Source organism: Mycobacterium sp. HM-7 (assembly GCF_053852335.1).
Window position 1 is genome coordinate 1,238,585 of record NZ_CM132657.1, and the last position, 21,809, is coordinate 1,260,393.

A 21,809-nucleotide genomic window follows, 5' to 3' on the forward strand; every position below is an offset into this window, starting at 1 on the left:
AGGCCGACACCGTCGTTCACAGCGACGTTCCAGATGTGTCTTGCGTTTAGGGGGCGAACGCCTCGTCGATGATGGCCTGCTGCTCGATGGCGTGGACCTTCGAGCTGCCCGACGACGGCGCGCTCATGGCCCGGCGTGAGATGCGCTTGATGCCGGTCAGGCGGTCGGGGAGCAGCTCCGGCAGGCTCAGGCCGAACGTCGGCCAGGGTCCCTGGTTGGCCGGCTCTTCCTGCACCCAGAAGTACTGCTGCGTGTTTTCGTACTGGGCCAGCGTCGCTTCGAGGCGCCGCCGGGGCAGCGGGTACAGCTGCTCGATGCGGACGATCGCGATGTCCTCGCGCTTCTCCTTGGCCTTGCGGGCCGCCAGGTCGTAGTACAGCTTGCCGCTGCACAGCAGCACCCGGGTGACCTTCGACCGGTCACCGACGCCTTCTTCGTAGGTCGGCTCTTCGAGCACCGAGCGGAATTTGATCTCGGTGAAGTCCCGGATGTCGCTGACCGCGGCCTTGTTACGCAGCATGGACTTCGGGGTGAAGACGATCAGCGGCCGGTGGATGCCGTCGAGGCCGTGGCGGCGCAGCAGGTGGAAGTAGTTGGCCGGGGTGGACGGCATGGCGACCGTCATCGAACCCTCGGCGCACACCTGCAGGAACCGCTCGATGCGGCCCGACGTGTGGTCCGGGCCCTGGCCTTCGTGGCCGTGCGGCAGCAGCAGCACGACGTCGGAGAGCTGGCCCCACTTGGCCTCACCGGAGCTGATGAACTCGTCGATGATCGACTGCGCGCCGTTGACGAAGTCACCGAACTGCGCTTCCCACAGCACCATGGCGTCCGGGTTGCCCACCGAGTAGCCGTACTCGAAACCGACTGCGGCGAACTCCGAGAGCGCCGAGTTGTAGATCAGCAGCTTGCCGCCGGTCGGGGTGCCGTCGGTGTTGGTGGCCAGCAGCTGCAGCGGCGTGAACTCCTCGCCCGTGGTGCGGTCGATGAGGACCGCGTGCCGCTGGGTGAACGTGCCGCGCTGGGTGTCCTGGCCGGAGAACCGGATCAGGCGGCCCTCGGCGACCATGGAGCCCAGGGCGAGCAGCTCGCCGAACGCCCAGTCGATCTTGCCCTCGTAGGCCATTTCGCGGCGCTTCTCCAGCACGGGCTTGACGCGCGGGTGCACGTTGAAGCCCTCGGGCACCGCCAGGTGCGCGTCGCCGATGCGGGCCAGCAGCGACTTGTCGACCGCGGTCAGCAGGCGCTGCGGGATGGTCTGGTCGGACTCCACCGATTCGCTGGGCTCGATTTCGTGCTTCTCGAGTTCACGGACTTCGTTGAAGACCCGCTCCAGCTGGCCCTGGTAGTCGCGCAGGGCGTCCTCGGCCTCTTTGATGGAGATGTCACCACGGCCGATGAGGGCTTCGGTGTAGGTCTTGCGGACGCCGCGCTTGGTGTCGATGACGTCGTACATGTACGGCTGGGTCATCGACGGGTCGTCGCCCTCGTTGTGGCCGCGGCGGCGGTAGCACAGCATGTCGATGACGACGTCCTTCTTGAACGCCTCACGGAAGTCGACGGCCAGGCGGGCCACCCAGGCGCAGGCCTCGGGGTCGTCGCCGTTGACGTGGAAGATCGGCGCGCCGATCATCTTGGCGACGTCGGTGCAGTACTCGCTGGAGCGCGAATCCGTTGGCGCCGTGGTGAATCCGATCTGGTTGTTCACCACGATGTGGATGGTGCCGCCGGTGCGGTAGCCCTTGAGCAGTGCGAGGTTCAGCGTCTCGGCCACCACGCCCTGGCCGGCGAACGCGGCGTCGCCGTGCAGCATCATGGGCATGATCGAGAAGCGGCCGTGCGCGTCGCTGTCGTCGTGTTCGTCTCCGACGAGCAGGTCCTGCTTGGCCCGGACCAGGCCCTCCAGGACGGGGTCGACGGCTTCGAGGTGGCTGGGGTTGGCGACCAGCGACACGTCGATCTCGTTGTCGCCGAACATCTGCAGGTAGTGGCCGGTCGCACCGAGGTGGTACTTCACGTCGCCGGAGCCGTGTGCGAGAGCCGGGTTCAGGTTGCCCTCGAATTCGCTGAAGATCTTCGAGTAGGGCTTGCCGACGATGTTGGCCAGCACGTTGAGGCGGCCGCGGTGCGGCATCCCGATGACCACTTCGTCGAGGTTGTGCTCGGCCGCCTGGTCGATGGCGGCGTCCATCATCGGGATGACGGCCTCCGCGCCTTCCAGCGAGAAGCGCTTCTGTCCAACGTATTTGGTGTGCAGGAAGGTCTCGAAGGCCTCGGCGGCGTTGAGCTTGGACAGGATGTACTTCTGCTCGCCGACGGTCGGCTTGTCGTGTTTGACCTCGACGCGCTCCTGCAGCCACTTCTGCTGCTCGGGTTCGAGGATGTGGGTGTACTCGATGGCGGCGTGCCGGCAGTAGGCGTCGCGCAGCACCGACAGCACGTCGCGCAGCTTCATGAACTGCTTGCCGGCGAACCCGTCCACCTTGAACTCGCGGTCCAGGTCCCACAGGGTCAGGCCGTGAGTGTTGACGTCGAGATCGGGGTGGCTGCGGAAGCGGGTCTTGTCCAGCCGCAGTGGGTCGATGTCGGCCATCAGGTGGCCGCGGTTGCGGTAGGCCGCGATCAGCTCGATGATGCGGGCGTTCTTGTGCGCGATCGAGTCCGGGTTGTCGATGCGCCAGCGCACCGGCTCGTAGGGGATGCCGAGTTCGCGGAAGATCTCGTCGAAGAAGGCGTCGTCGAGCAGCAGGCGGTGCACAGTGCGCAGGAAGTCGCCCGATTCGGCGCCCTGGATGATGCGGTGGTCGTAGGTCGACGTCAGCGTGATCAGCTTGCCGACGCCGAGCTCGGCGATGCGCTCTTCACTCGCACCCTGGAACTCGGCCGGGTATTCCATGGCGCCGGCGCCGATGATCGCGCCCTGGCCGCGCATCAGGCGAGGCACCGAGTGCACGGTGCCGATGGTGCCCGGGTTGGTCAGTGAGATGGTGACGCCGCTGAAGTCCTCGGCGGTCAGCTTGCCGTCGCGCGCGCGCCGGACGATGTCCTCGTAGGCGGCGATGAACTGGCCGAATTGCATTGTCTCGCAACGCTTGATCGCCGCGACGACGAGCTGGCGCGAGCCGTCCTTGTTCTGCAGGTCGATGGCCAGGCCGAGGTTGGTGTGCGCCGGTGTGACCGCCGTCGGCTTGCCGTCCACCTCGGCGAAGTACCGGTTCATGTTGGGGAACTGCTTGACCGCCTGGACGATCGCGTAGCCCAGCAGGTGGGTGAAGCTGATCTTGCCGCCGCGGGTGCGCTTGAGGTGGTTGTTGATGACGACGCGGTTGTCGATCATCAGCTTCGCCGGGATGGCGCGCACGCTCGTGGCGGTCGGCACGTCCAGCGACGCGTTCATGTTCTTGACGACGGCGGCCGCGGCGCCGCGCAGCGTCTGCGTCTCGGAGTCCTCGGCGGGCGCGGGTCCGGCGGCAGCCTTGGCGGGGGCGGCCTTGGCGGGCGCGGCGGGGGCCGGGGCAGCCGGTGCGGCAGGGGCCGGGGTGGGTGCCGGCGCGGGGGGCGCGGCAGCCGGAGCCGCGGGTGCGGCGGCGGGGGCCGGGGTTGCCGCGGCTACGGAATCCGTTGTGTCCGTGATGGGTTCGGGGTTGTAGTCACGCAGGAAGTCGTGCCAACTCGGGTCCACCGAGGACGGGTCCTCACGGAATTTGCGATACATCTCTTCGACCAGCCACTCGTTCTGACCGAATGGTGAAGGTGATGTGCTCACGGCCGCTATTCGCCTCGTTTCCTTCTGTCCGACGAGCGCTGGACCTCAGCCCGGCGTTCCCGCCATCTGTTGTGTTGGCGGTCGCCCGCCCGCGTGCCGCCTAAGGCTAACCCGTCGGCCGATTCCTTGGACGGCGGAAGCCCACCTATTGGTTGATCAATCTGCCGAGAGTTTGCTATCGCGCGCCTCGGGCAGGACGAGCAGCGTCTGCCGCCACCGCGCGGGCGCAGGCCCGAAGGCGGTGTGGGCGTTCTCGATGATCTTCTTGCTCATCAACCGGTTGCCGACACCGCCGATCACCGCGCCGACGCCCACCGGCAGCAGCTTGCCGAAGGCGATGGCGCCGCGCTTGAGCGTGTACTTCTTCACGAAGAACTTCAGCAGCCGCGAATTCAGTTGCGAGACAGCCGGCAGCGGCACCGTCGCGGCACCGTCGGCCAGCCACGCGCCGCTGGTGCGGCCGGTGCCGAGCAGGTCCCCGATGGCGTGCTTGCCCTCATCGCCGACGAGTACGGCGAGCACCAGCGCGCGACGACGCTCCCGCTCGGTGACCGGGATGCCGTGCACCTCGGCCACCGCCAGGGCGAACACCGCGGTCGCTTCGAGGAACACCACGGTCTCGCCGGCGACCGCGGACATCGCCACGAGGGTGCCGATCCCGGGGAAGGCCGCGGCCGATCCGACTGCGGCGCCGCTGGCCATGGTCGCGGCGAGGTAGTGCTTCTCGAGTTTGGTGATGATCTCGGCCGGGGTGGCACCGGGGTTGTGCTCACGCAGCCGGTTCACGTAGGCGGCCACGGCGGGCGCCTGCACCCGGGCGCCGCCCTCGAGGATGCGCGAGAGCGCCTTGGCGGCAGCGCCAGGATTCTCGGCGTGGGCGTCATGCTTCATAGGCAACTGCCCCTTCATGCTGGAGCGAGCACTCATCGGCCGGCCTCTCCATCTCCGTACTCAGGAATTCAGGCTAACGGGTGGTCAACGATCGGCGCGCCATCTGAGTGCCCACACCGGCTGAGTCGGTAATGGGGATCACTCTGGCCGGGCCCCGCGCGGGCCGGTTGCCGCCTCCCGGTTTGCCGGGAAGAAAAAACCGGTATGCATTGCTAACCATATTCATGGCAGCATCGCCCCTTGTGGATCTGACAGCGGTAGGCGACGTCGCCGGTAGCGGCGTGCCCGCCGAGGCCCCGGAGGTACGTCCGGCCCCGAGCCGCACCCGGATGATCGTGGTGCTCGGCCTACTCGTCGCGCTCGGCCCGCTGACCATCGACATGTACCTACCGGCGCTGCCCCGGATCGCGTCTGAGCTTGGGCTGTCGTCGTCTGTCGCGCAGCTCACGCTGACGGGCACGCTCGGTGGGCTGGCCCTGGGCCAGCTGATCGTCGGTCCGCTGTCGGATGCGCTGGGCCGTCGGCGGCCGCTGGTCGCCGGCATCCTGCTGCACATGGCGGCCTCGGTGCTGTGCCTGTTCGCGCCGAACATCGAAGTGCTGGGGGTGGCTCGCACACTGCAGGGTGTCGGCGCTGCCGCGGCCTCTGTGGTGGCCATCGCTGTGGTGAGTGACCTGTTCGAAGAGTCGGTCGCGGCGGTCGTGATGTCCCGGTTGATCCTGGTCCTGGGCGTGGCGCCGGTGTTGGCGCCGTCGCTGGGCGCGGCGGTGCTGCTGCATGGTTCGTGGCATTGGGTGTTCGCCGCGCTCGCCGTACTGGGCGGCGCGATCCTGGCGGTGGCGGTGCTGGCCCTGCCCGAGACGCTCGCGGTCGCCGACCGGCGGCCGCTCAAACTGCGGGCCATCCTGCGCACCTACGTCGAGGTGCTGAGCGACATTCGCTTCGTGGTGCTGGTCATCGTCGGCGCCCTCGGCATGTCGGGCCTGTTCGCGTACATCGCCGGTGCGGCGTTCGTGCTGCAGGGCCGTTACGGACTGGACCAGCAGACCTTTGCCCTGGTCTTCGCTGCCGGGGCGATCGCACTCATCGGGGCCACCCAGTTCAACGTCGTGCTGCTGCGCCGGTTCGAACCGCAGAAGATCGCGTTGGTCGCGCTGGTCGCCGCCTCGGCATTCGGCCTCGGGTTCGTCGTACTTGCGGCGCTGCACGTGGGCGGGCTGGCCGGTTTCCTGATTCCGGTCTGGGCGATGCTGGCCGCGATGGGGCTCGTGATTCCGAACACACCCGCCGTCGCACTGGCCCGTCACCCTGATGCCGCCGGCACCGCGGCGGCGGCGCTGGGCGCCGCCCAGTTCGGGCTCGGCGCGGCGGTGGCGCCACTCGTCGGCGCGCTGGGCAACGGTGAGGTGGCCCTCGCGGCCGTGATGACGACGGGCGTCGTGGTCGCACTGTTCGCGCTGCTGTCCGTCGGCGACACGGGTGCATCGGGGCACGAACGCCATCGGTCCTAGGCCTTTGGGGAACGCGCCGAACTGCTGACTTGTTCGGATCCGCGACTGTCCGTAGCGTCGAAGTCGAGACCGGCACATCGCCGGCCACCAGACTTGATACCCACTGCATGCACACGTTGATTTCTGCCGGAGTTCGCCGGTGAGTACTGCTTCGGTCACCCGTCCGTGGAACGCGCTCTGGGCCATGATGTTCGGCTTCTTCATGATCCTGGTGGACTCCACGATCGTCGCCGTCGCCAACGTCGTGATCATGCAGAAGCTCGGCACCGACTACGACGGCGTCATCTGGGTCACCAGCGCCTACCTGCTGGCGTACGCGGTACCGCTGTTGGTCGCCGGTCGGCTCGGGGACCGCTTCGGGCCGCGCAACCTGTACCTGACGGGGCTGGCGGTGTTCACGCTGGCGTCGCTGTGGTGTGGCTTGTCCGGCAGCATCGGGATGCTCATTGCCGCCCGGGTGGTCCAGGGCTTCGGCGCGGCATTGCTGACACCGCAGACCCTCTCCACGATCACCCGCATCTTCCCGCAGAACCACCGTGGTGCCGCCATGAGCGTGTGGGGCGCCACGGCCGGGGTGGCGACGCTGGTCGGTCCGCTGGCCGGCGGTGTGCTGGTGGACCACTTCGGCTGGCAGTGGATCTTCTTCGTCAATGTGCCGATCGGCATCGTCGGGCTGGCCCTGGCCTGGGTGCTGGTTCCGCACCTGCCCACCGAGCGCCACCGGTTCGACATCCTCGGCGTGGTCCTGTCGGGTGTCGGCATGTTCGGCATCGTGTTCGGCCTGCAGGAAGGGCAGACGCACGACTGGGCCTGGTGGATCTGGTTGGTGATCCTGTCCGGCGTGGGCTTCATGGCCGCGTTCGTGTACTGGCAGTCGGTGAACCCGGATGAACCGCTGATCCCGCTGACGGTGTTCCGCGACAACGACTTCTGCCTGTCCAACGTCGCTGTCGCCACCATCGGCTTCTGCGTCACCGCGATGATCCTGCCGGTGATGTTCCACGCCCAGGCCGTCCTCGGGCTGAGCGCGACACGGTCAGCTCTGCTCACCGCACCGATGGCCGTGGTATCCGGGATGCTGGCACCGCTGGTGGGCAAGCTGATCGACCGGTACCCGCCGCAACCGATCGTCGGGTCGGGATTTTCCGCGCTGGCGATCGGGCTGACGTGGTTGTCGTTCGGGCTGACCCCGGACACCCCGCTGTGGCGGCTGGTGCTGCCGTTCGTCGCCATGGGTGTCGGCATGGCGTTCATCTGGTCGCCGCTGGCGGCGACCGCCACCCGGAACCTGCCGCCGCGGCTGGCCGGCGCCGGCTCCGGCGTCTACAACGCCACTCGGCAGGTCGGTTCGGTGCTCGGCAGCGCCGGCATGGCCGCCTACATGACGTCGCGGATCAGCGCCGAGATGCCGACCGGTGGACGGCCCGTTGCCGGGGAGGGCACGCCGGTGACCCTGCCGCCGTTCCTGCACGAGCCATTCGCCACCGCGATGTCGCAGTCGCTGCTGCTGCCCGCGTTCGTCGCGTTGTTCGGGGTGGTCGCCGCGCTGTTCCTGCGGGGTCACGCGACCGGGCTCGCGACACCGGACCCGGTCCGGGAACCGCCCGAGCCCAACTACTTTCCCGATGACGACGACTACGTGGAGTACCTCGTCGACCGCGCCGCGTTCGATGCCGTGGATGACTCCGAGCCGTGGGACACGTCGTACCTTGAGCCGTACCCCGAGCCGTATCTCGAGCCCGACGAGCCGCGCACCGCACCGATCCCGGTGCACGCCGAGCCGCCACCGCCACGGCCGGGCCGGCACTACCGGGAAGACGACGAAGCCGACGACCCGGGTGTCTACGGCCTGCACTCGATGTAGTGGGTCGCGAGCGTGCCATCAGATCGCTGAAATCGCCGGATCCGTGAACTGGCCGCACACTCGCGGCGCGCGCCGGCCGTCCTCAGTAGACCCGGCTGCCCTGCGCCGACAGCACGAAACCGTGGGTCTTCCTGTCCTGGCCCCACGCTTCGCCGGGATTCTGGATCTCGCAGGTGAGTGATCCGTCGCCGGCCGTCGCGCACACTTCGTCGTTCTCGTCGACGGAGCCCTTGGCGCCGGGGACGACGATCTTCTGGCCGGGCGTCAACTCGCGATAGCTTGCCGGGTCGACGGGCACGCCGCCGTCCTGGGTTTCCTTCTGCTTCACGTCAGCCTGGCCGTAACTCGCCGCGCTGCCGGCCGCGACCTCCACCTGCGTCGTGCCCGCGGGCACGCCAGGAAGCTTCCCCCAGCACATGATGCTGGAGTAGTACTGCCACGAGTTCGGTCCGTCGTACAGCTCGCAGTGCACATCACCGGCGGCCTTGAATCGGAACGACGACCAGCCGTAGTGCTTGGGGCCGGCGTAGTCGCAGAGGTTCACCGCGGTGTAGCCGTCGAATCCGGTGATCACGGCGGGCGCGCGGCTCGGATCGGTGGTGCCACAGGCCGGGGCGGCGTGGCCGTCGGGCGCCGCCGGCCCGGTGAGCGTCAGCAGCAGGGGAAGCGTGGCAACAACCAGGGCGTATCGGCGCACCATATCGACGCTACCGCCCACAGTGGGGCGGGGTCAGTGGAACAGGACCGCCGGATTCAGGTAGCCGGTCGGGTCGAACGCCGCCTTTACCGTGCGCATCGCCGCGATGTCGGCGTCGGTGCGGGACATGGTCAGGTAGTCGCGCTTGCGGGTGCCGACGCCGTGTTCGGAGCTGACGTTGCCGCCGCAGTCGGCGATCAGCGTCATCATCGCGGTGTAGAGGGTGCGTTCGGTCTCGTCAGAGACGTTGCAGCGCACCAGGTTCAGATGCAGGTTTCCCTCGCCGATGTGGCCGAACAGCACGGGGATGGCCTCGGGGGCGTATTCGGTGACCAGTGTGACGGCCCGGTCGGTGAATTCATGAATCTTCGAAAGGGGCAGTGACACATCGAATTTCAGTGGCGGTCCGTACCAGCCGAGGATCTCGCCGATCGACTCGCGCACCTGCCACAGGCGCTGCGATGCGGTGATGTCCATGCCCACCGCGGGTTCGCCGACCAGTTCGGCGTCCTCCAGTGCCGAGGCCAGCAGCTCGGTCTGATCGGCGTCGCCGGCCATCTCGATCAGCAGCTGCCAGTCACCGTCCACCGGAGCGGCGACCCCGAGATGTTCGGCGGTCAGCGCACTGCCGCGCGAGTCGATGAGCTCCAGTGCGGCGATGCCGTCCATATCCCGGAATCGGCGGCCGGTATCGATCAATGCGTCCAGATCGTGGAAACCGGCCACGGCGGTAACCCGATGTGCCGGTGCCGGATACAGCCGGAGGTCGAGTCCGGTGATGACCCCCAGCGTGCCCTCGGCGCCGACGAACAGCGAGGTCAGGTCGTAGCCGGTGTTGTCGCTGCGCACCTGACTGTGCCGGCGCACGAGCGAACCGTCGGGCAACGCCACCTCCAGGCCCAGAATCTGTTCGCGCATGTTCCCGTACCGCACGGTCCGCAGGCCGCCGGCATTGGTCGACGCCATGCCGCCGACAGTGGCCGAATCGCGGGACGCGAGGTCCACGCCGAACACCAGCCCGGCGGCGGCTGCGGCGTGCTGCACGGCGGCGCAGGTCGCCCCGGCCCCGACCCGGACCCGGCGTTCGGCGGTGTCCACGGCTCCGATCGCCGACAGCCGTTCGGTGGACAGCAGGATGTCGTCGTGCTCGGGGACGGTGCCGGCCACCAGCGACGTCCGGCCGCCCTGCACCGTGACGCAGGCGCCCGCGTCGCCACACACGCGCAGTACCGCCGCGACTTCCGTGTCACTGCCCGGGCGGACCAACGCTTGCGCGCGGCCGTGATAGCGACCGGTGTGGTCGACGACGCGACTCGCGAGCACATCGGTATCGGTGGTCACATACCCCGCGCCGACGACCGAGGCGAGCCGATCCAACAGCGTCATGGCCGTGGTGCCGGCTGTCGGCGGGCGATCTGGCCGGCGGCGTACCCGACAGCCGGCGGCGGCATGAGCGCGGGCGGGATGCCCATGCGCCCCGTCTTGGTTTGCAGCGTCACCATTGCGGCGGACGGCCGGATCGCGATGACCGACCCCCAGTCCAACGTCACGGTTGCGGTGGGCGTGGCCAGCAGGAATCCGTGGTCGTTGAATCCCGAGGCCCATTGCGCGCCGGGAAACATGTTGCCGCCCAATGCTCGATAGCTGCGGAACCACGTCAAGGTGATGATCAGGATGCAGAAGAGCGGCAGCGCGAAGAGCGCAATACCGATGGCCGCCGCGATGGATGGGGCGCCGCCGGCCGCGAACCCGACGGCGATCACGATGACCAGCCACAGCTGCCACTGAGTCAGGGCGCGCCGGGCGGAGAGCCAGGCGAAGTGCCGGCGATCTGACGGCCCGGCGGTCCAGACGTGATGGACGGGTGGCAGCGGCGGGCCGGGCGGCGGCATGGTCATGCGGTCACCGACAGGAACGCACCGAGTTCGATCATCCCGTCCGGGGTCGACGGGAGATAGTCGGTCAGGTACGTCGAGCGCACCAGGTAGGCGGCGTACTTGGCGCGGCTGATCGCCACGTTGAGCCGGTTGCGATTGAGCAGGAAACCCATGCCGCGGGGCACCTCCGCGATGGACGACGCCGTCATCGAGACGAACACCACGGGGGCCTGCCGCCCCTGGAACTTGTCGACGGTGCCGACCTGGACGTCGCCGTACCCGGCCGCGTCCATCCGCTCGCGCAGGAGCGCCACCTGCGCGTTGTACGGTGCCACGATCAGAATATCTTCGGGCCCAAGAGTTTTGGTGCCGTCTTCGTCCGACCACTGCCTGCCGAGCAGGTCGCCGATGGCCGCGACGATTGCCGCGGCCTCCTCGGGACTGTCGGTCGCATTGCCGTCGTGATCGACGGTCATCAGGTGCACACCGGGTTCGATCCCGGCCAATCGCCGTGCACCGCTGACACTTTCGGCGGCCAGCAGCCGGTTGTCGTACGACAGCGCCGACACCGGAGCGCACACCGCCGGGTGCATCCGGTACGACACGTCCAGGAAGTAGCCGCGTTCGGCGGGCAGGGTGTGCCTGCCCTCGACGAGCCAGCTCAGGGCGGACTCGTCCACGGGCTCGGGGTGCGTGCCCTGGCTGACCTGCGGCAGCTGCTGCGGATCGCCGAGCAGCAGCAGGTTGCTCGCCGCCGGTGCGACGGCGATGGTGTTCGCCAGGCTGAACTGGCCGGCCTCCTCGATGACCAGGAGGTCGAGGGAGCCGCGCGGGACGCGCCCGTCGTTGGCGAAATCCCAAGCGGTGCCGCCGATCACACAGCCGTTGCTGTCCTCGATGAAGCGCGCGTACTGGTTGTCGGGGACATCGGTGAACGGTGCGTCTTCGGGCGCGCGCTTCTTGCCGACGACCCGGCGGTCGACTCCGGCCTTGACCACGCTGCAGAGGACGTTCTCCACGACGGCGTGCGACTGCGCCACCACCCCGATGCGCCAATGGTTGAGGTTGACCAGGTCGGCGATGACCTTCGAGGCCGTGTAGGTCTTTCCGGTGCCGGGTGGACCGTGCACCGCAAGGTACGACGAGTCCAAATCCCGCAGGGCGGCAACGATGTCCGGCGCGGTCTCGCCGGTGCGGGGGAGTGGCCCCTTGGACCGGGTGCGGGGTGCGGACCGCAGGAGGATGTCCAGTGCCGCGTCGGGGGGCAATGACGGCAGCCCGGCGGCCACCGCCTCGGCGGTCGTCGCGATCGAGTTCCGCAGCGGTTTGGTGTTCGGTGGCGGACCCGGAGTCAGGGCGAAAGGCAGCTCGGCGAACTCGTCGCCGTCCTTGCCGGGCCGGTGCATGATCAGCACCTCGGTGCCGTCCTCGTTGCAGTCCAGCACCTTCGCCGGGCCGGCGGCGCGCACGTCGGGATCGTCGGAAAGCCCGGCGGGAGAAGGTGGCTCATACAACGCGAATACCTCGGCGCCGGGTGGGATGGCGCCGGCGGCGATCTCGCCGCGCAGCAGCACCTGGCGCTGGGGCTTGCGGGCCTTGGGTGGCGTGTGCCAGTCGACGGCGATGTGTGGCGTCGCCGTCGAGACGAAAACGTCTGTGCTGTCGGCCCATTCGTCGACCGGATTGTTGATCCGGTCGAAATGCTCCCACCAGAACGGCTTTTCCTCGCGCTGGTGGTACCCGCGGGCGGCCGCGACCATGGCGACGGCCTGCTGCTCGTGCGAGCGTGCCGCGGTGCCGTCGCCCGCGTACTTGAGCAGCGCGCGCTGCGTTGCGTCGTCGGCCGGCTGGGCGATCTCAGGCTGCGCGGGCCCGCCACTGGCGGGTCCGCGTGGCGCGATGCCTTCTGCCCACGCCACACCCAGCAGCCACTCGCGCAGTCGCAGCGTCGAGCGGCAGTCGTAGTGGTTGTAGTCCTCGATCTCTTTGAGGACCGTCGCGGCTTCCTCGTGTTCTCCGGCTGCCGCGAGTTCGGTGTAGCGCGCGTACTGCGTGATGGAGTCGGTGGCCTTGGTGACCTCGCCGACCCGCAACTCCCCGCCCATGTACAGCGGTTCCAGGTACTTGATGCTGTAGCTCTCGGTGCCGACGCGAATGCTCTTGCGTACCAACGGCAGAAGGTCCACCAGTACGCCGCTGCGCAGCAGCTCGTCCACCTCGGCCTCGCCGACGCCATAGCGCCCGGACAGCCGCAGCAGCGTGCTCTTCTCGTAGGCCGCGTAGTGGTAGATGTGCATGTTGGGATGCCGCTTGCGCTGCCTGCGCACCAGCGCCAGGAAATCGATGAGCGCCTTGCGCTCGCTGGCGCGGTCGTGCGCCCAGATCGGATGGAAGTCGCCGGTCGCGGTCAGGGTGCCCCACAGGTACTCCAGACCCCAGTCCCGGCCGTTCTCGGTCCACAGCGGGTCGCCTTCGTAATCGAAGAACAGGTCCCCTCGGTCGGGTTCGGGCAGCCCGGTCAGGGGCTGCGCGTCGACCACCTCGAACTGGGGCTTGTCATCGATCGGGGGAGCGACCTGCAGCCGTGCCTGCCCGACGAGGTTCGCCACGATGCGCGACGAGAGCCCGGGTACGGCGCCGCTGTGTTCGGCCAGCTCGTGCATGGTGGTGACCCCGGCCTCGAGCAGCCGGGCGCGCTGGCTCACCCGCATCCCGGCCACCAGCAGCAGGTCGTCCCGCTCGCGGACTTCGACTTCGCAGTCGTCGCACTGGTGACAAGCCCGCAGTTCCGGGTTTTCCCAGGCCACCGGCGCCCCGCCGGCGCGGTGCTCGTCGAGCAACCGCTGCAGCGCGGTGCGCCGCGGCAGATAGACCGGAAGCAGTTCGGCCACCGGATAACTCGCGATGGTGCCGTCGCCGAGTACCAGGTCGACCTCCGGCGCCACCGGCACTCCGGCCTGTTCCAGCGCATCGGCGTAGGCCGCCAGCTGCAGGAGCGCCTCGACCTTCACCGAGCGGGCCAGCTTCGTGTCCCGCAGGCGATAGTGGCCGTCCTCCAGGATCAGGAAGTCGGCGAAACCGAGGAAGCGGCCGTCGAACATCGCGGCCTGATAGATCACCGGCGCCCGACGGTCGACGGCGGCCCGGGTGGCCTCGGCCGCGGCCAACAGGCCGGCCACGGTGTACGGCCGCGGCCGGCCGATCATCGTGACGTTGCCGGACTCGGCCCGTAGTTGGTCCAGGTGCCGCTGCTCGTGGGCATCACCCAGTTCGGCGGTGCGGGCCAGCAGGTCGTCGTCCACGACGGCTTTCGGTCCCCGGCCGAGCAGCCCGTCGAACCGGCGCAGCAGCGCATACTCGCAGCGCGCCGCCGCCGCGAGGTCGGACGCGCTGTAGATGACCGGCGCGGCCTCATCGGTCGGACTCAGGAACACGTCGCCACCATATGGCAGCCCGGTGACAGACCCGGCTAGCTTGGCTGGGGTGAGCAGGATTTTCTCCACCAGTGTCGCGTCGGTCTATCCCCACTACGTCAACAAGGTCGAGAAGAAGGGCCGCACCACTGCCGAACTCGACCAGGTCATCTGCTGGCTGACAGGCTTCGACGAGGCCGCGCTGGCCGGGCATCTGAAAGCGGAGACGACGTTCGAAGACTTCTTCGCCGCGGCGACGCTGAACCCGAATGCCGCACTCATCACCGGTTCGGTGTGCGGCGTCCGCGTCGAGAACGTCGAGGATCCGCTGATGCGGAAAATCCGGTACCTCGACAAGCTGGTCGACGAGCTGGCCAAGGGCAAGGCGCTGGAGAAGGTGCTCAGGACCTAGTGCGTGTTGCCGATCAACTCGACACCATTGCCGTTCCAGTGGAATCGCACGACGCTCTTGAGCGCTGTTGCCGGGTTGGTGTAGCTCAGCGCGACGGTGTCACCGGTGGTCGCGGCCAGGTCGATGCCGTTGAACCCGTAGGTGTCGGGCACCCCGCTCGGGATCAACTGGCCCAGGTGGAACATCACGGCGCGGGTGTTCGGCTGCTCGGCGTTGGTGTTCGCCTTCACAATCACCACCGACAGTGGCGCGCACTGGTTGTAGTTTCCGGCGAGCGGCTCCGGGCTCCAGCCCTGCTTGCTGCGGGGATCGGCGGGCAACGTGGACACCGCCTTGGCGATGTCCGGGGCCGTGAGACTGACGGCGCACGGGTCAGCCGGCGCCGCGCTGGTCTTCGGACCTGCGACAACGGTCGGCGCCGCGGATTTCTTGGCGCCGGCCGGCGCCGTCGGATCGGGCGTCTTGGAGGCGGTCGAGTCTCCTGACCCACAGGCGGACAGGCTGGCCGCAGCGATTGCGGCCACCGCGATCGTCATGAGTTTCGGTTCGGCGCAGCGCACCCGGCCACCCTATAAGGCGGACCGCCGGGAGTCCGGTCAGCCATGCTGGCCGTACCTGGCCCGATGACCCACTAGACTTCTCGCATAATGACGACGTCTTCGCCCGAGACCGACCCGGATTCGGGCGGCCGCATCACCACAGCAGATACCACCGCTGACCCCGCTTCCGAGACCTCCGCCGACACCGGCGCCGAGGTCACCTTCGCCGACCTGAACATCCGTCCGGAGGTGCTGCGGGCACTGACCGACGTCGGCTACGAATCTCCGTCGCCCATCCAGGCCGCCACCATCCCCGCGATCCTGAACGGGTCCGACGTCGTCGGCCTCGCCCAGACCGGTACCGGTAAGACCGCCGCGTTCGCGGTCCCAGTGCTGTCCAAGATCGACCCCACCAGCCGCAACACCCAGTGTCTGGTGCTGGCGCCGACGCGCGAGCTGGCGCTGCAGGTGGCCGAGGCGTTCGGCAAGTACGGCGCCCACCTGAACATCAATGTGCTGCCGATCTACGGCGGGTCGTCCTACACGCCGCAGCTCGCCGGCCTCAAGCGCGGCGCGCAGGTCGTGGTCGGCACCCCGGGCCGCGTCATCGACCACCTGTCGAAGGGCAGCCTGGACCTTTCGCACCTGGACTACCTGGTGCTCGACGAGGCCGACGAGATGCTGCAGATGGGCTTCGCCGAGGACGTCGAGCGCATCCTGGCCGACACCCCGGAGTACAAGCAGGTCGCGCTGTTCTCGGCGACCATGCCGCCGGCCATCAAGAAGATCACCGCCCGGTACCTGCACGACCCGGTCGAAGTCACCATCAAGGCCAAGGCGCAGACCGCCGAGAACATCACTCAGCGCTACATCCAGGTGGCGGGCGCCCGCAAGATGGACGCCATCACCCGCCTGCTCGAGGTCGAGCCGTTCGAGGCGATGATCGTCTTCGTCCGCACCAAGCAGGCCACCGAAGAAGTTGCCGAAAAGCTCAGGGCCCGCGGCTTTTCCGCGGCAGCGATCAATGGTGACATCGCACAGGCGGTCCGCGAGCGCACCATCAACGGGCTCAAGGACGGCTCGATCGACATCCTGATCGCGACCGACGTGGCGGCCCGTGGCCTCGACGTCGAACGCATCTCGCACGTCCTGAACTACGACATTCCGCACGACCCCGAGTCCTACGTGCACCGCATCGGTCGCACCGGTCGCGCGGGCCGCTCGGGTACCGCGCTGCTGTTCGTCACCCCGAGGGAACGGCACCTGCTCAACTCGATCGAGCGCGTCACACGCAAGAAGCTCGTCGAATCCCAGCTGCCTTCGGTCGACGACGTCAATGCCCAGCGGGTGTCGAAGTTCCGTGACGCCATCACCGAATCGCTCAGCGCGCCGGGTATCGAGATGTTCCGCCGGCTGATCGAGGACTACGAGCGCGACAACAACGTGCCGCTGGCCGAGATCGCGGCGGCGCTGGCGCTGCAGACCCAGGGCGGCGAAGAGTTCCTCATGAAGGAGCCGCCGCCGGAGAAGCGGCGCGAGCGTACGGACCGTGACGACCGCGGAGACCGCGGAGACCGTGGTGATCGTGAGCGCAAGCCGCGGTCGACGCGCGACGACCTGGCCACCTACCGCATCGCGGTGGGTAAGCGGCACAAGGTGATGCCGGGTGCCATCGTCGGCGCCATCGCCAACGAAGGCGGCCTGAACCGCAGCGACTTCGGGCACATCAGCATCCGCGTGGACCACTCGCTGGTCGAGCTGCCCGCGAAGCTGAGCAAGGAAACGCTCAAAAAGCTTGAGAGCACCCGCATCTCGGGCCAGCTGATCCAGCTGGAGCTGGACAAGGGTGGACGTTCGGGCGGTTACGAAGACCGCGGGGGACGTCCGGACCGGGGTTCGTACTCCGACCGTGGCGGCCGTCAGGACCGCGGACCGTACAAGGGCCGGAGTCGTGACGACGACCGGCGCGGTGGACACGGCGAAAGCCGAGGCGAGGGCAAGCGCAAGTACAAGTGACCCGGGTTGATTCACTCACCGGGGTCCGTGCCGTTGCCGCACTGCTCGTCGTACTGACCCACGCGGCGTTCACGACCGGCAAGTACACCCCGACCTATGTCGGGTTGATGTACTCGCGCGCCGAGATCGGTGTGCCGATCTTCTTCGTGTTGTCGGGCTTCCTGTTGTTCACCCCGTGGGTGAAGGCGCTGGCCCGTGTCGATGCCGAAAAGCCTTACCAGGCACCGTCAGTGCGGCGGTACGCGTGGCACCGGGTGCGACGGATCATGCCGGCCTACGTGGTGACGGTGTTGGCGGCCTACGCGCTCTATCACTTCCGGACGGCCGGCCCGAACCCCGGCCACACCTGGCTGGGGCTGCTCCGCAACCTCACGCTGACCCAGATCTACACCGACAACTATCTGTTTTCCTGGCTGCATCAGGGCCTCACCCAGATGTGGAGCCTGGCGGTGGAAGTTGCTTTCTACGTTGCGCTTCCAGCGCTGGCCTACCTGCTGATGGTGGTGCTGTGCCGGCGGCAGTGGCGGCCGGCCCGGCTGCTGGGTGCGCTCGTGGTCCTGGCCGCATGCAGCCTGGCGTGGCTGACGTTGGTGCACACCACCGATTTCCTGCCCGACGGCGCCCGGTTGTGGTTGCCCACGTACCTGATCTGGTTCATCGGCGGCATGCTGCTCTCGGTGCTGTCCGTGATGAAGGTGCGGGGCTACGGATTCCTGTGCATCCCATTGGCATTGGTCTGCTACCTCATCGCGTCGACGCCCATCGCCGGCGCTCCGACAACCTCGCCCGCGACACTGCCGGAAAGCCTGTGGAAGTCGGTGCTTTACGCGTCCATCGCCACGTTGGTCGTCGCGCCGCTGGGCCTGGGGAACCGGGGTTGGTACGCGCGGCTGCTGGGAAGCCGGCCGATGGTCTTCCTCGGTGAGATCTCGTACGAGATCTTCCTGCTGCATCTGGTCATCATGGAGCTGGTCATGGTCGAGGTGATGCATCAGCACATCTGGACGGGGTCGACTTTCGCGTTGTTCACCCTGACTCTGCTGTTCACCATTCCGGCGTCATGGCTACTGCACCGGTTCACGCGGGTCCGGAACTAGGAACAGTCGCAGCAGTCGCAACAGCCGTCGCAGCAGTTGCAATCCCCGCAATCGCAGCAGCAGGCGCTGCAATCGCAGGCAAAGCAGCCGTCGAACCAGCCGGCCTTGCGCTGGGTCTTCTCCTCGGGATTCTCTTCGCCCGTTTCGATTCCGACCAGGTCGTCCGGCGGCAGTTCGCCGAATGACGCGACCGGTGCGCCGGAGTCGGGCGGCACGTCGGTGGCCTCGAATCCCGAACGGCTGAAGGTGCGAGAGACGGCCCGACGCAACTCGTGCGTCAGCAGCCGGTGCACCAACCGCCCGTCGGTGAATTCCGCATCGGCGAGGGCGAGTTCGATACCGAGCACCGCGTCGTCACACATCGTCCGGACGTCGCCGATCGGTGTCGCGGTGGCAGCCACCGGATTCCACTTGCCGTGCACCCGATCGTCGTGGAGATCCTCGACCGCATCGAGCAGGTGCGCGACACGTCCGAACAACTGGCCGACCTCGCGCAGCGGTTCCACGTTCGCCGGCCGTCCGGCCAGTACGGCGGTGTGGGCGAACGCCGCGGCCACCGACGTCTCGGTGGGTTCGGTGACCGCGAGCAACGAACTACCCGGCGCGGCAGCGGCTTCCAACGACGCCTGCCGGCCGATCGCATCCATCAGTACGCCGGTGTCGAAGCCGAGAGCGGTACCGACATCCGTGCCTTGACGCTCCCACCGGTCGGCGATCCGTCGGGCCGCGGGCCGCACGCCCGCCGAGGCGAACACCCCGTCGCCGTCGTCGACGTGATCGCGCACCCGCGCCGCGGCGAGCACCAGGGACACCACCGCCGCCAAGCGCACCGATTCACCTATCGCGACGTCGGCCTTGCGCATGCCCCGCAGCGGGCACCTGCCGGCTTCGCGGCGGCCGGCCATCGCGGAAGACTGCGCCTCCACCAACGCCGACACCACCAGCCCGTCGTAGTTGGTGGCGACGCGGCCGCCCTGTCCGTAGTCGTCGCGAAGTGCGAGACACAGGCCGCACAGTTGGGCGGTCCAGACCGCGGAGAGTTCTTTGCCGAGTCGATGCCGGCAGGGCCGGAGGATGCCGAACACGGCTTGAAGATAGCTGCGGCCAGCGCAAATCGCAGGCGATCACCGAAGGAAACGTATTAGGTTATGCTGCCCTAATGAGCGAGTCGAAGCCATCACGTGGAATCCAGGGTGCACTGGTCAAACTGTGGCGGGGCGGCGACTACGAGTTGACGGTCACCGGCCGGACCCAGATCACCCCGAACTACCTGCGTCTGCACTTCACCACCGGGAGCCTGTTGGCCGAGCGGCCGGTGCACCCGACCATGTGGGTCCGGGGCTGGTTCCCGGACGGGGACAAGGCCCATCAGCGCGGCTACACGCTGGTCAACCCCGATCCGGCGGCCGGCACCACCGACATCGACTTCGCGCTCCATGACGGTCTGGCCACCCGCTGGGCTCAGGACGCCAAGCCTGGCGACACCCTCGAGGTGACGCTGCTCGGCAGCAGCTTCGAGCTGCCGGAGCCCGCGCCCGCCGGGTACCTGCTGGTCGGCGACGCCGCGTCGCTGCCGGCGATCAACTCACTGCTGCAGGCCATCGGCGAGGCGCCCATCCAGGTGTACCTCGAGGCCGGCCACGACGACGACCGCGATCTTCAGGTGGGCACCGGCGCGCCGGGGCTGACGGTCACCTGGGTCGACCGCAAGAACAGCGGCGAGGCGCTGGTCGAGACCGTGCGGGCCTCGGCGTTCGACGCGTCCGACCACTTCGGCTGGGTGGCGTGCGACAACCGCACCACCCGGTCGGTGGTCAAGGTGCTGCGCGAGGACTACCAGATTCCGAAGAAGTCGATCAAGGCGCGGGCCTACTGGGAGGCGTGATTTTCCGGCATCAGCTGGTTCACGACGAATTCCTCGAGCATTGCGCGTTCGTCGGCTTCGTCGGCGCCGGGGAACATCAAGAGCGACACCAGGATCCGGACCAGCCAGTTGGCCCGACGGTGCGCGGCCTCGGTCTCCAGTTCGGGCCAGGACGCTGACAGGAACGCCGCCACCAGTCCGGTAATGACGTCCGACTGGACGGCCACCTCGCCGCCGATGGGCCGCTGGGTGGCGACGAACCACGACGACAGCGCGGGACTTTCCCGCACGCTGCGCAGGGCGACGGCCACACCGTCGAGCAGCCGGGTGCGCGGGTCGGTGATGTCCGCGATCTGCTCGCCGACGCGGGCGAACACCCGGAACGCCTCGCGGTGCACGTAGGCCAGGTGGAGCACGTCACGGTTCTCGTAGTACCGGTACAGCGTGGCGCGGGAACAGCCTGCCGCCCTGGCGATTTCGAGCATTCCGACGGTCGCGGCGTCCTGTTCGGCGAACAGGCGGTCGGCGGCGTCCAGGATGGCCTCTGCCGCGACCTCGGTGCGTCGGCCGGCCAGCCAGTCGTTTGCCATCAGCAAATGGTAAACGGCACCGATAGTGGACGGCGCACGTAGCTGCCACCGGCCCACTCGATGTTGTCTTCGTCGACGGTGAATTCCGGTATCCGCGAGAGCAGTTCGGTCAGGGCGACACGGGACTGCATGCGCGCGGCGGCCGCCCCCAGGCAGTGGTGCGCGCCGTGACTGAACGTCAGGATGTTGCGCGGTGCCCGCGTCACATCCAATTCGCCTGCGTTCGGGCCGTATTGGCGTTCGTCGCGGTTGCCCGAGCCGTAGAGCAGCAGGGTCTTTCGCCCGGCCGGGATGGTTGTGTCGCCGATCGTCACGTCGCGTGTGGTGGTGCGGGCCAGGCCCTGGACCGGTGAGGTGAGCCGGAGCAGTTCGTCGACGGATTCCGTGATCAGATCCGGGTTTTCGACGAGCAGCTTGCGCTGGTCGGGGTGTCGGTGCAGCAGCTGCACCGTGCCGCCCAGCATTCCGGTGGTGGTGTCGTTGCCGCCCGTGACCATGGTGAAGGTGAAGGCGAGGATCGACAGCACGCCGCTGATGTCACCGTCGGCGCCGATGCCCGCGGCGACCAGGTGCGAAACCGTGTCGTCCTCGGGCTCCTTGCGGCGGCGCTCGATCAGCGCGGTGAAGTACCCCATCATGTCGCCGAGCGCGCTGCCCAGTGTCTCGAGCGCGCCGCCGAGGCCGCCCTCGGCAGTATTGGCCGCGACGATGGCCTCGGTCCAGCCGTCGAACTGGTCGCGGTCGGCCTCGGGCACGCCGAGATAGTGCGCGACGACCATCGACGGCAGCGGCTTGAACAGCTCGGCCACGATGTCGCCGCCGCCGGCGGCCTTCAGCTTCTCCAAGCGCTGCACGACGAACTCACGCACCTTGGGCTCGACGGCCTCGACCTGCCGCGGCGTGAAGCCGCGCGACACCAGCTTGCGGAATTCGGTGTGTACGGGCGGGTCCGTCATGACCATCGGTGGGTTGTCCTGCAGGCCAATGAGTTCCAGCTCGCCGTAGTTGACGGTCAGGCCCTGGGCTGACGAGTACGTCTGGTGATCGCGCGCGGCGGTCCAGATGTCCGCGTGCCGCGACAGCACGTAGTAGTCGGCTGCGGGGTTGTCGGCGGGCACCACGTGGTGCACCGGATCGTGGTCGCGCAGTGACCGGTACATCGGCCAGGGGTCGACCCACCCGGCCGAATCGGCAAGCTGGAACGCCACGGGGGAGTCGGATGTCTCGTGAGACAAAATCGCCGTCATGTCTTATGTGTACGGCGACGGGCCT

The 21,809-nt window shown here is 68.1% G+C and carries 16 protein-coding genes; 6 read left to right on the plus strand and 10 right to left on the minus strand.

All coding sequences use genetic code 11. The annotated features are described in order from the left end of the window. Window positions 1-46: 46 nt before the first annotated feature. Together ACWW1C_RS06050 and ACWW1C_RS06055 are read right to left on the minus strand one after the other, a co-directional pair. A complete protein-coding gene (locus ACWW1C_RS06050) occupies window positions 47-3,715 on the minus strand; it encodes a multifunctional oxoglutarate decarboxylase/oxoglutarate dehydrogenase thiamine pyrophosphate-binding subunit/dihydrolipoyllysine-residue succinyltransferase subunit (RefSeq protein WP_455984171.1) in 3,669 nt (1,222 codons plus the stop codon). A gap of 207 nt (window positions 3,716-3,922) precedes the next feature. After that, window positions 3,923-4,693, minus strand: coding sequence for a hypothetical protein (locus ACWW1C_RS06055; RefSeq protein ID WP_455982595.1), 771 nt, complete (start codon window positions 4,691-4,693; stop codon window positions 3,923-3,925). A gap of 188 nt (window positions 4,694-4,881) precedes the next feature. On the opposite strand from ACWW1C_RS06055, the gene ACWW1C_RS06060 reads away from it, so the two are divergent. Both ACWW1C_RS06060 and ACWW1C_RS06065 read left to right on the plus strand, forming a co-directional pair. Further along, window positions 4,882-6,168 carry a Bcr/CflA family efflux MFS transporter gene (locus tag ACWW1C_RS06060; RefSeq protein WP_455982596.1) on the plus strand — a complete coding sequence of 429 codons (1,287 nt, stop codon included), beginning with the start codon at window positions 4,882-4,884 and terminating at the stop codon, window positions 6,166-6,168. A 184-nt stretch (window positions 6,169-6,352) separates the two neighbouring features. Next, the gene (locus tag ACWW1C_RS06065; protein WP_455984172.1) at window positions 6,353-8,032 is read left to right on the plus strand and encodes a DHA2 family efflux MFS transporter permease subunit; all 1,680 of its coding nucleotides are present in this window, start codon (window positions 6,353-6,355) and stop codon (window positions 8,030-8,032) included. An 82-nt stretch (window positions 8,033-8,114) separates the two neighbouring features. Here the strand turns inward: ACWW1C_RS06065 and ACWW1C_RS06070 are convergent, their stop codons facing one another. Genes ACWW1C_RS06070 through ACWW1C_RS06085 form a run of 4 tightly spaced genes read right to left on the minus strand, consistent with a single transcriptional unit; the run spans window position 8,115 to window position 14,040 of the window. After that, entirely contained in the window at window positions 8,115-8,729 is a 615-nt protein-coding gene (locus ACWW1C_RS06070) for a hypothetical protein (protein ID WP_455982597.1), read from the minus strand. Window positions 8,730-8,762: 33 nt separating this feature from the next. Then, window positions 8,763-10,115 carry an FAD-binding oxidoreductase gene (locus ACWW1C_RS06075; RefSeq protein WP_455982598.1) on the minus strand — a complete coding sequence of 451 codons (1,353 nt, stop codon included), beginning with the start codon at window positions 10,113-10,115 and terminating at the stop codon, window positions 8,763-8,765. Continuing rightward, a complete protein-coding gene (locus ACWW1C_RS06080) occupies window positions 10,112-10,627 on the minus strand; it encodes a hypothetical protein (RefSeq protein ID WP_455982599.1) in 516 nt (171 codons plus the stop codon). The genes ACWW1C_RS06075 and ACWW1C_RS06080 overlap by 4 nt, the downstream gene beginning before the upstream one ends. Then, on the minus strand, window positions 10,624-14,040 hold the full coding sequence (locus ACWW1C_RS06085; protein WP_455982600.1) for a TM0106 family RecB-like putative nuclease: 3,417 nt from the start codon (window positions 14,038-14,040) through the stop codon (window positions 10,624-10,626). The genes ACWW1C_RS06080 and ACWW1C_RS06085 overlap by 4 nt, the downstream gene beginning before the upstream one ends. 49 nt (window positions 14,041-14,089) lie before the next feature. On the opposite strand from ACWW1C_RS06085, the gene ACWW1C_RS06090 reads away from it, so the two are divergent. Next, window positions 14,090-14,431, plus strand: coding sequence for a DUF2200 domain-containing protein (locus ACWW1C_RS06090; RefSeq protein ID WP_455982601.1), 342 nt, complete (start codon window positions 14,090-14,092; stop codon window positions 14,429-14,431). Here ACWW1C_RS06090 and ACWW1C_RS06095 read toward each other — a convergent pair. Then, window positions 14,428-14,967, minus strand: a complete 540-nt coding sequence (locus ACWW1C_RS06095) for an LppP/LprE family lipoprotein (protein WP_455984173.1) — start codon at window positions 14,965-14,967, stop codon at window positions 14,428-14,430. The genes ACWW1C_RS06090 and ACWW1C_RS06095 overlap by 4 nt on opposite strands. A gap of 111 nt (window positions 14,968-15,078) precedes the next feature. Between ACWW1C_RS06095 and ACWW1C_RS06100 the strand changes: the two genes are divergently transcribed. Both ACWW1C_RS06100 and ACWW1C_RS06105 read left to right on the plus strand, forming a co-directional pair. Beyond that, window positions 15,079-16,986, plus strand: coding sequence for a DEAD/DEAH box helicase (locus tag ACWW1C_RS06100; RefSeq protein WP_455982602.1), 1,908 nt, complete (start codon window positions 15,079-15,081; stop codon window positions 16,984-16,986). Continuing rightward, on the plus strand, window positions 16,983-18,083 hold the full coding sequence (locus ACWW1C_RS06105; protein WP_455982603.1) for an acyltransferase family protein: 1,101 nt from the start codon (window positions 16,983-16,985) through the stop codon (window positions 18,081-18,083). Before ACWW1C_RS06100 ends, ACWW1C_RS06105 begins: the two co-directional genes overlap by 4 nt. On the opposite strand, the gene ACWW1C_RS06110 is transcribed toward ACWW1C_RS06105, so the two are convergent. Then, the gene (locus ACWW1C_RS06110) at window positions 18,080-19,168 is read right to left on the minus strand and encodes a DUF5685 family protein (RefSeq protein ID WP_455982604.1); all 1,089 of its coding nucleotides are present in this window, start codon (window positions 19,166-19,168) and stop codon (window positions 18,080-18,082) included. The two genes, ACWW1C_RS06105 and ACWW1C_RS06110, sit on opposite strands and share 4 nt — an antisense overlap. 74 nt (window positions 19,169-19,242) lie before the next feature. On the opposite strand from ACWW1C_RS06110, the gene ACWW1C_RS06115 reads away from it, so the two are divergent. Continuing rightward, a complete protein-coding gene (locus ACWW1C_RS06115; protein WP_455982605.1) occupies window positions 19,243-19,968 on the plus strand; it encodes a siderophore-interacting protein in 726 nt (241 codons plus the stop codon). On the opposite strand, the gene ACWW1C_RS06120 is transcribed toward ACWW1C_RS06115, so the two are convergent. After that, entirely contained in the window at window positions 19,953-20,537 is a 585-nt protein-coding gene (locus ACWW1C_RS06120) for a TetR/AcrR family transcriptional regulator (RefSeq protein WP_455982606.1), read from the minus strand. The two genes, ACWW1C_RS06115 and ACWW1C_RS06120, sit on opposite strands and share 16 nt — an antisense overlap. Beyond that, window positions 20,537-21,784 (minus strand): cytochrome P450, encoded by a 1,248-nt coding sequence (locus tag ACWW1C_RS06125; RefSeq protein WP_455982607.1) that lies wholly within the window; start codon window positions 21,782-21,784, stop codon window positions 20,537-20,539. Before ACWW1C_RS06125 ends, ACWW1C_RS06120 begins: the two co-directional genes overlap by 1 nt. Window positions 21,785-21,809: the final 25 nt, after the last annotated feature.

Bases quoted from the DNA above. Each gene is read 5' to 3' on its own strand.
- ACWW1C_RS06075 (WP_455982598.1), bottom strand. From the start codon at position 10,115: ATGACGCTGTTGGATCGGCTCGCCTCGGTCGTCGGCGCGGGGTATGTG.
- ACWW1C_RS06120 (WP_455982606.1), bottom strand. From the start codon at position 20,537: ATGGCAAACGACTGGCTGGCCGGCCGACGCACCGAGGTCGCGGCAGAG.
- ACWW1C_RS06055 (WP_455982595.1), bottom strand. From the start codon at position 4,693: ATGAGTGCTCGCTCCAGCATGAAGGGGCAGTTGCCTATGAAGCATGAC.
- ACWW1C_RS06050 (WP_455984171.1), bottom strand. From the start codon at position 3,715: ATGTATCGCAAATTCCGTGAGGACCCGTCCTCGGTGGACCCGAGTTGG.
- ACWW1C_RS06115 (WP_455982605.1), top strand. From the start codon at position 19,243: ATGAGCGAGTCGAAGCCATCACGTGGAATCCAGGGTGCACTGGTCAAA.
- ACWW1C_RS06125 (WP_455982607.1), bottom strand. From the start codon at position 21,784: ATGACGGCGATTTTGTCTCACGAGACATCCGACTCCCCCGTGGCGTTC.
- ACWW1C_RS06060 (WP_455982596.1), top strand. From the start codon at position 4,882: ATGGCAGCATCGCCCCTTGTGGATCTGACAGCGGTAGGCGACGTCGCC.
- ACWW1C_RS06100 (WP_455982602.1), top strand. From the start codon at position 15,079: ATGACGACGTCTTCGCCCGAGACCGACCCGGATTCGGGCGGCCGCATC.
- ACWW1C_RS06065 (WP_455984172.1), top strand. From the start codon at position 6,353: ATGATGTTCGGCTTCTTCATGATCCTGGTGGACTCCACGATCGTCGCC.
- ACWW1C_RS06095 (WP_455984173.1), bottom strand. From the start codon at position 14,967: ATGACGATCGCGGTGGCCGCAATCGCTGCGGCCAGCCTGTCCGCCTGT.
- ACWW1C_RS06080 (WP_455982599.1), bottom strand. From the start codon at position 10,627: ATGACCATGCCGCCGCCCGGCCCGCCGCTGCCACCCGTCCATCACGTC.